Source organism: Escherichia sp. E2562 (assembly GCF_005781075.1).
In the GTDB taxonomy this organism is placed as follows: Bacteria; Pseudomonadota; Gammaproteobacteria; order Enterobacterales; family Enterobacteriaceae; genus Escherichia.
Genome location: NZ_VATM01000034.1, coordinates 22,638 through 30,022 on the forward strand (window position 1 = coordinate 22,638; position 7,385 = coordinate 30,022).

10 protein-coding genes are annotated in these 7,385 nt (G+C 46.1%); 9 read left to right on the forward strand and 1 reads right to left on the reverse strand.

Annotated features, from left to right (window positions below):
* The first annotated feature begins 1 nt into the window (after nt 1).
* From fliJ to fliR, 9 genes are all read left to right on the forward strand, one after another.
* Nucleotides 2-445, forward strand: coding sequence for a flagellar export protein FliJ (gene fliJ / locus FEK43_RS22530; RefSeq protein ID WP_130209625.1), 444 nt, complete (start codon nt 2-4; stop codon nt 443-445).
* A gap of 1 nt (nt 446) precedes the next feature.
* Nucleotides 447-1,676 carry a flagellar hook-length control protein FliK gene (locus FEK43_RS22535; RefSeq protein WP_165382797.1) on the forward strand — a complete coding sequence of 410 codons (1,230 nt, stop codon included), beginning with the start codon at nt 447-449 and terminating at the stop codon, nt 1,674-1,676.
* 340 nt (nt 1,677-2,016) lie between these two features.
* Nucleotides 2,017-2,553 carry a flagellar basal body-associated protein FliL gene (fliL, locus tag FEK43_RS22540; RefSeq protein ID WP_240780281.1) on the forward strand — a complete coding sequence of 179 codons (537 nt, stop codon included), beginning with the start codon at nt 2,017-2,019 and terminating at the stop codon, nt 2,551-2,553.
* A gap of 5 nt (nt 2,554-2,558) precedes the next feature.
* Nucleotides 2,559-3,575, forward strand: a complete 1,017-nt coding sequence (gene fliM / locus FEK43_RS22545) for a flagellar motor switch protein FliM (RefSeq protein ID WP_130238200.1) — start codon at nt 2,559-2,561, stop codon at nt 3,573-3,575.
* Nucleotides 3,562-3,948, forward strand: coding sequence for a flagellar motor switch protein FliN (gene fliN, locus FEK43_RS22550; RefSeq protein ID WP_130209631.1), 387 nt, complete (start codon nt 3,562-3,564; stop codon nt 3,946-3,948). Before fliM ends, fliN begins: the two co-directional genes overlap by 14 nt.
* Nucleotides 3,948-4,367: a flagellar biosynthetic protein FliO gene (fliO, locus tag FEK43_RS22555; protein ID WP_130209633.1), complete on the forward strand. Its 420-nt coding sequence runs from the start codon at nt 3,948-3,950 to the stop codon at nt 4,365-4,367. The genes fliN and fliO overlap by 1 nt, the downstream gene beginning before the upstream one ends.
* 49 nt (nt 4,368-4,416) lie before the next feature.
* Nucleotides 4,417-5,130, forward strand: coding sequence for a flagellar type III secretion system pore protein FliP (gene fliP / locus FEK43_RS22560; protein WP_130209659.1), 714 nt, complete (start codon nt 4,417-4,419; stop codon nt 5,128-5,130).
* Between the two features lie 12 nt (nt 5,131-5,142).
* Nucleotides 5,143-5,412 carry a flagellar biosynthesis protein FliQ gene (fliQ, locus tag FEK43_RS22565; protein ID WP_130209635.1) on the forward strand — a complete coding sequence of 90 codons (270 nt, stop codon included), beginning with the start codon at nt 5,143-5,145 and terminating at the stop codon, nt 5,410-5,412.
* 2 nt (nt 5,413-5,414) lie between these two features.
* The gene (fliR, locus tag FEK43_RS22570; RefSeq protein ID WP_130209637.1) at nt 5,415-6,194 is read left to right on the forward strand and encodes a flagellar biosynthetic protein FliR; all 780 of its coding nucleotides are present in this window, start codon (nt 5,415-5,417) and stop codon (nt 6,192-6,194) included.
* A 36-nt stretch (nt 6,195-6,230) separates the two neighbouring features.
* Here fliR and FEK43_RS22575 read toward each other — a convergent pair whose 3' ends face one another.
* Nucleotides 6,231-6,896 carry a hypothetical protein gene (locus tag FEK43_RS22575; protein ID WP_130209639.1) on the reverse strand — a complete coding sequence of 222 codons (666 nt, stop codon included), beginning with the start codon at nt 6,894-6,896 and terminating at the stop codon, nt 6,231-6,233.
* Between the last annotated feature and the right edge of the window lie 489 nt (nt 6,897-7,385).

Here is a 7,385-nt window from a genome sequence, read left to right on the forward strand (position 1 = left end):
CATGGCAACGTCAGCACCAATGGATGTTTTGCGGGATCTGGCCGAAAAGAAACTCAATGACACCACGGTGCGACTGGGGCGTGCGCGCCAGTCGCATGAGAATGAAGTCTCACGTTTACAACAATTACAGACATACGAATCTGAATATCGTCGCCAACTGCAAAACACCATTGCCGATAAGGGGATGTCAGTGTCTACGCTCCAGTCATGGCAAAGTTTTATTGGTGCGCTGGAAAAGGTCGTTTTGCAGCAGGTAAACCAGGTGAACAACAGCCAACAGATTGTCGATGCCTCGCTCAGTGACTGGCAAAAAGATCGTCAGCGGTTAAACGCATTTGAAACATTAAAAAGCCGGGCCGAAGCCCAGCGTATATTGAAAGAAAACCGACAGGAACAAAAAATGATGGATGAATTTGCCCGCCGCGCCAGCCAGAGGGGAAAATAAAATGCAGGTAATTTCTTTACCTATGAATATTGGCAATCTGGGGCATGGACACGCTGTAACGCAGAATGACACAGACACGTCATCATTTGCCGCAGAACTCGACAGCAAACTGCTTCCTGGCGCCATCCCGAAGCCTCATCTTCCGTCGGAAGGGACAGTAAATCTGTTACCGAACGAGGAAGAAAAAGGGAAAGGATCGCCTGAAGGGGAGCACTCTGGTGTCATGGATAATCTGTTTTACCTGCTTCCGGCGCAAAGTACACCATTACCAGAAACAGGTATAAACCAGGAAATGACAGCGTCACCGATGTTTGAAGGCAATGGACTGGTTACCGCCCTGAAAAATACGTCGGTGTCGCCTGAAAATGTGGCGTCCCAAACGGAAAAGGGGAGTTCCGATGTTAGTTTGCCTGAAACTGAACTTTTAGCAGAACAGAATGGGGATGAAGTACAAAATAATGCTTTCGATACCAGCCATTCGCAAACGTTGAATAAAGCCGTTGCCTATTCAGAGTTTGCGGGGAAAGTCGGTAAACCGGTTGCTCATCCATCTTCATCGCTGCCATTAAAACCCGATTCCTTGCATCTTGAGTCGGCCACCAATACCGGTCATACACTGCCTCAGTCATCGGAACAATTGGCAACGTCTCTGGATTCGGCGGTGGCGAATCAACCGACGGAACAGATGCCTGTACAACATCAGGAAAGTCATACAGCGGATGCTTTTCATATCCCAACCATTGGGGATATGAGCATTCAAATCCGTGAGCCTGTGGGGGTATCCCCATCTGCGCAGCCCTCTGTATTGACAGCGTCTGTGGGGACTACGGAATGGCAGCAGAATTTGAGTCAGCAGTTGGCTTGCTTTACTCGTGAAGGGATTCATCATGCGGAGCTGAGATTGCACCCGGAAGATCTTGGTAGTCTGCATATTAGTCTGCGGATAAATAATGATCAGGTGCAGCTTCATTTTGCCGCAGCCGACCATCAGGTTCGCGCTGCGCTTGAAACGGCGATGCCTCATTTACGAAACTCCCTTGCAGAATCAGGGATCTCTCTTGGGCAAACCAATGTTGCTGCGGACTCCAGACCTTCGTGGGAGAACGGTTCGCAAAATCAGACAGCAGAACAGGATATGCAATCCGATGATGGTGTGGAAAGCGTACCGGATGAACCAGGCGTAATTCTGCATACGATCAGTCGTTCCGGCGGAATAAATACTTTTGTCTGATAAATTTATTTTGTTATTTATCTGAAAGCCCGGTTCCCGGGCTTTGTTGTTTTATTATGGTGGTATTTTTTCCGGGTTTAAACTTGCTTCTTTGCGGGCTGTTGATATCGATCCTGATCTTTAATTATATTAAAATTCAACTGGTTATAAATCTCACGTAGGTGGTGTTTTTTTATCATTTCTGCAACATTCATTTTCATTAAGGATGCAGGCAAACGTTTACAATGTTGTCTGAAGTCAAATCTATCTATCAATTTAATGCCAGCAGCGACATTTTTTTGCCGGATTATTAATACCAGGTTATGTAATAGAATACAGCACCTGTCCCGGGTGTAACGGGGTGCAAATTACTGAGTATATTTTTGTGATGTCAAAAAAGAATCTGGATACCACTCAGAGTGGCAAAAAAAGCAAAGGTCGCATAGCGCTGACCGTCCTGGCATTTGTTTTTGCCAGCGCATGTTTTGGTTATACCTGGACAGAACTGGAGAGTTTAAAGAACAATGTTAAAAAAGGCGCAATAGAGCAGGAAATTGAAGAAATAGAGGAAACGTTTGAAATACCTATTTATACACCTTTGGATACGTTTACTGTCAGTCTGAAGCCTGGTGTCGATGGAACAGAACATGTTCTGTATGTTGGATTGACGCTGCGTCTGAAAGATCCTCGCTCCCAGGAATTGTTAAAACGTTTCCTGCCAGAAATTCGTAGCCGCCTTGTTATGCTATTTTCACAGCAGACGATGGAGGAGTTGAGCACACGCGAAGGTAAACAGCAACTGGTTCATCAAGTTGAAAAAGAACTGGCAAGTCCACTATCCGGGAAACAGACGGTTAAAGTTACCGATGTTTTATTTAACATCTTTATTTTACGGTAATCGCTATGTCTGACAATATTATGTCACAGGATGAGGTGGATAGTCTTCTGAATGGCGATGGTAACGGCGCATCTGAAAACACTCTATCTGCCATGGCTCCTGAGGATGGTATCCGTCCTTACGATCCGGTGACGCAACGACGCGTTGTTCATGAACGACTCAGCACGCTGGAATTCATTAATGAACGTTTTGCCCGCCAGTTTCGTGTCGGAGCGTTCAACGTGTTGCACCGCAGTCTGGACGTCACTATCGGTAATATTCGGGTACAGCCTTATCATGAATTTGCGCGTAACTTGCCTGTGATGACCAATCTTAATTTGATTCATCTGTCACCTTTGCGCGGGACGGCACTGTTCGTCTTTTCTCCCAATATGGTGTTTATGTTGGTGGAAAATTTATTTGGCGGTGACGGACGTTTTAAAACAAAAGCGGATGGGCGGGAGTTTACCCCCACTGAACAACGTATTATTCAGCGTATATTGTCAATTGCTCTGGAGTCTTATGACTTTGCTTGGAGTACGGTTTATGGTCTTAAAACAGAATATATTCGCTCAGAAATGCAGGTGAAATTCACCAATATTACGTCGTCACCGAATGATATTGTGATTACTACACCGTTTTATATCGAACTGGGTTCAGAGTGCGTCCAGATGGATATCTGCATCCCTTTCAACGTTATTGAGCCAATACGTTCTTTGCTTACCAGTCCACCACAGGAAAACGCCTGGCAGGAAGATCAAAACTGGCGTAATACGCTGGCTTCACAGGTCAGAAATACGGAACTGGAACTGGTGGTGAATTTATCCGACGTCCAGATGCGACTGTCACAAATTATGAGCCTGAAGCAACACGATGTTTTGCCGTTAGATAAACCTGAAATCGCTGAAGCTTATGTTGATGGCGTACGGGTACTGTCCGGGAAATATGGCAGTGCAAGCAATCAGTACGCCTTGCAGGTAGAAGAACTTTTTAATACAGCATTAGCACCTTTTTCTAAGGAGAGCTCGCATGAGCAAGAATGAACAGGCGGGCACTACCTCTACTCCCGCAGATACGGCCTGGGCAGACGCACTGGAAGAACAGCGCGAATCCGCAGGAACGACGGGCGTGATGGACGGGGCGAAAGCTATTGCCTCTGACCTGAATCTGGTTATGGATATTCCGGTCAGAATGACGGTAGAACTTGGCAGAACCCGTATGACCATCAAGGAACTTCTGGCACTGAGCCAGGGGTCTGTGGTTGCGCTGGAAGGTCTGGCAGGTGAACCTCTGGATATTTTGATTAATGGTTATCTTATTGCACAGGGAGAAGTGGTTGTGGTGTCGGATAAATTCGGTATTCGTATTACCGATATTATTACGCCATCTGAACGTATTTATCGCCTGAGCAGATAATGATCAATAGTACCCATACAGTTTTACCCACCGCTTCAACAACCAGCATGTCGTCGGTATGGATGCATACCGGCGGTATCCTCTGCCTGATAATATTCGGGTTACTTCTTTTACTCTGGTATTTACGTCGTTCTGGCGGTATTTCAGGGAAAAAAAATGGCCGCAATGCGCTGTTAAATATTAAATTCAGCCAGTCTCTGGGGCCGCGTGAACGCCTGGTTCTTGTGGAAGTGGGAAATCAATGGTTACTGCTTGGCGTGACGGCAGAAAAGATCTCCTGTCTGAGCGCCATCGACAAAAAAACGGTCGAAGAAAATTTTGCGGCTGTTGATCAACCGCAGTCCCGTAGCTCGCTGGTTGACTGTTTTCAGACAGTGCTGGCAAACAGTCTGCGGGGGCGTTATGGCAAGTCACAATAAAATAAAACCATCATGGCGGGTAATGTCGATTATCTGTGGCCTGTTGGTCATGGTGTTTGGCATCGGATTGCCTGTACATAGCGCATTCGCTGCCAATAGCGACATTCTGTTAACTCGCCCGGCGGGTGGGGAAGGCTGGTCTTTACCGGTACAGACGCTGGTCCTGCTGACATCGCTGACCTTTCTACCCGCTATTTTGCTGATGATGACCGGTTTTACACGCATCATCATTGTGTTGGGATTGCTGCGTAACGCGTTGGGAACGTCATCAACACCACCAAACCAGGTGCTGTTAGGTCTGGCGCTGTTCCTCACTTTTTATGTCATGTCGCCCGTGTTTAATAAAATCTATGACGACGCATGGATGCCTTTAAGTCAGGATAAAATCACCGCTCAGGTCGCCATCGATAAAGGTATTCAGCCGCTGCGGGAATTTATGTTGCAACAAACGCGTCAGGATGATCTGGCGTTGTATACCCGCATCGCTCATCAGCAAAACTTCGCCGGACCGGAAGATGTACCGTTAAGTCTGCTGGTTCCGGCGTTTGTCACCAGTGAACTGAAAACAGGTTTCCAGATTGGCTTTACCATCTTTATACCGTTTTTGATTATCGACCTTGTGGTCGCCAGTGTTTTGATGGCGCTGGGGATGATGATGGTGCCGCCAGCGACAATCTCATTACCTTTTAAATTGATGCTGTTTGTTCTGGTCGACGGCTGGCAGTTGTTGATTGGTTCACTGGCTCAAAGTTTTTTTAGCTGACGAGGAAAAGAGATGACAGAAGAACAAGTCATGGCGATGGGATTCCAGGCCATTAAAGTCGGTCTGATGATTGCCGCGCCGTTATTGCTGGCGTCTCTGGTTGCCGGGTTGGTTATCAGCATTCTTCAGGCGTCCACGCAAATAAACGAGATGACATTGTCTTTTATTCCCAAGATCCTTCTGATTGTGGTGGTCATTATTGCTCTTGGTCCCTGGATGTTAAGCGTTATGCTTGATTATATGCACGGGTTGTTTAACAGCCTGCCTTATCTGATTCGCTAGTTATGCTCACTCTGTCTCTGGCTGATCTCTACCTGCATATCGGTCAGTATTTCTTCCCGTTTTTGCGTATTCTGGCTCTTTTTACGTCAGCGCCGATCTTTAATGACAAATCGATCAACAAAAAGGTCAAAATTGCACTGTCGGCACTGATAGCCTTTCAGATAGCCCCCATATTGCCTGACAGCAATATTCGTATTGTTTCGTATGAGGGATTTCTGACGGGAGCGGGGCAGCTCATTATTGGCCTTATCACCGGGTTGATCATTCAGTTGATTTTTGTGGCTGTCCGCCACGCTGGCGAACTTATCGGCCTGCAGATGGGACTTTCATTTGCCACCTTCTATGACCGGGCCGGTGGACAGAATATGCCTGTGGTCGCCCGCTTTCTGAATTTACTGGCTACGCTGATCTTTTTAATCGCCAACGGACATCTTTACCTTCTGGAGATTATCGCCCGCAGCTTTGATATTTTGCCCGTTGTGGCTACGTTACCCAATGCGTCTGCTTATCTGGCTTTTGTAAAACTGGCGGGGCTTATTTTCAGTAGCGGTTTGATACTGGCGTTACCTATTGTGGCGTTACTGCTCTGTATTAACCTGACACTTGGTATTATTAACCGTCTGACGCCGCAACTTTCTGTTTTTGTGATCGGTTTCCCTATTTCACTTAGCGTTGGATTGCTGGCGCTATCGCTGATGATGTACTCCTTTGGCCCACTTTTTGAAAACCTGATGGCCACCATTTTTGACAATCTTCTGCAAATTATGGCCGCGATGAGATAGCCCTGCCTCGCAGCCGTTGTGAACCCAAAAAACGCGTCAGTATTTCTGCCTTAAAATTTTGTCGTTTTCCGTGCGGATTTCCCCTCTGATATACAGTTCACAGAATTGCCGGTAGGAACTCAGCCCTAATTTTTTTAGCGCGCCGCGTCTGATCTGATACAGCGTCGGTTCCGGTATTTTCATGCATCGGGACATTTCCGCTATTGACTCTCCGGCAAGGGGAAGCACCAGACAAATCCATTCTTTCAGGGAAAAACCATAACGTTCGTCCCGGTAGCGATTAATCGTATGCATGGGGCGAAATGTTTTACCCCGTAACCAGGTCTGGAAGTTGCGCTGAAAAAGACCGGAGTGCAGGTTATGGGAGTTAAAAAAAGTGACCTTACCTGCAAACTTGCGCGAGATGTAATGTGTCAGATAGGAGTTATAACGACTGACCAGCACGCCAACGCGTTTACGACTGTTAATCTGGATAAGAAAATCAACGGCTTCTTTGAATATTCGTAGCGATTCCGTCCCTGACATATCAAGCACTAACATAATGGTCAGCGTATCATCCAGGCCGATAGTGACCTGCTCAATTCGATGGATAAATGACAGGTTAATGTGGTTGTTGGAGAAAAGATTCTTCATCCCAAATGTGAAATACTCACACAGGGCCATGACAAATACAGGTGGTGTAGAATTAGTACAGCTTTCCATTAGTGCGCGGTCCTCGCGTATTTTCCTGATTACTTAGTTGACGTTGTTCGTCAGCATTTAAAATAAAAGGTTACTTTTTGGGGTATCTGACAAATTTAACATCCTTAGTGGTAAGTATAATACACCACATTAAGTAAATCCTGATTAGGATAATTCGATGCGGAATATAATTATAGTTTAATACTAAGGTCTGGTGATTATTAGTCAGGAGTCAAAGGAGTGCGGCAATGTTTGAGCGTTCGTTTATACTATGATTTATATTTCACCCAACGCGTTCATGCATAATTATTTTCCCCTGATTTATTTGCAGTCAGTGTTCTTATCAGAAAAATCACAATCCTGGTTATTAATCGACTACGCGCTGACGAAGAAAATTGTGGGTGTTTAATTATAAAAAAACCAGCCCAGGAGGAAGAACTGGGCTGGTTGGGGGGGCACGAGGCAGAATCATTCTGCCGTGGGGGTGCACATTAACGCAGAAGCTGCAGA

Bases quoted from the DNA above. Each gene is read 5' to 3' on its own strand.
- fliJ (WP_130209625.1), top strand. From the start codon at position 2: ATGGCAACGTCAGCACCAATGGATGTTTTGCGGGATCTGGCCGAAAAG.
- FEK43_RS22535 (WP_165382797.1), top strand. From the start codon at position 447: ATGCAGGTAATTTCTTTACCTATGAATATTGGCAATCTGGGGCATGGA.
- fliM (WP_130238200.1), top strand. From the start codon at position 2,559: ATGTCTGACAATATTATGTCACAGGATGAGGTGGATAGTCTTCTGAAT.
- fliN (WP_130209631.1), top strand. From the start codon at position 3,562: ATGAGCAAGAATGAACAGGCGGGCACTACCTCTACTCCCGCAGATACG.
- fliO (WP_130209633.1), top strand. From the start codon at position 3,948: ATGATCAATAGTACCCATACAGTTTTACCCACCGCTTCAACAACCAGC.
- fliP (WP_130209659.1), top strand. From the start codon at position 4,417: ATGGTGTTTGGCATCGGATTGCCTGTACATAGCGCATTCGCTGCCAAT.
- fliQ (WP_130209635.1), top strand. From the start codon at position 5,143: ATGACAGAAGAACAAGTCATGGCGATGGGATTCCAGGCCATTAAAGTC.
- fliR (WP_130209637.1), top strand. From the start codon at position 5,415: ATGCTCACTCTGTCTCTGGCTGATCTCTACCTGCATATCGGTCAGTAT.
- FEK43_RS22575 (WP_130209639.1), bottom strand. From the start codon at position 6,896: ATGGAAAGCTGTACTAATTCTACACCACCTGTATTTGTCATGGCCCTG.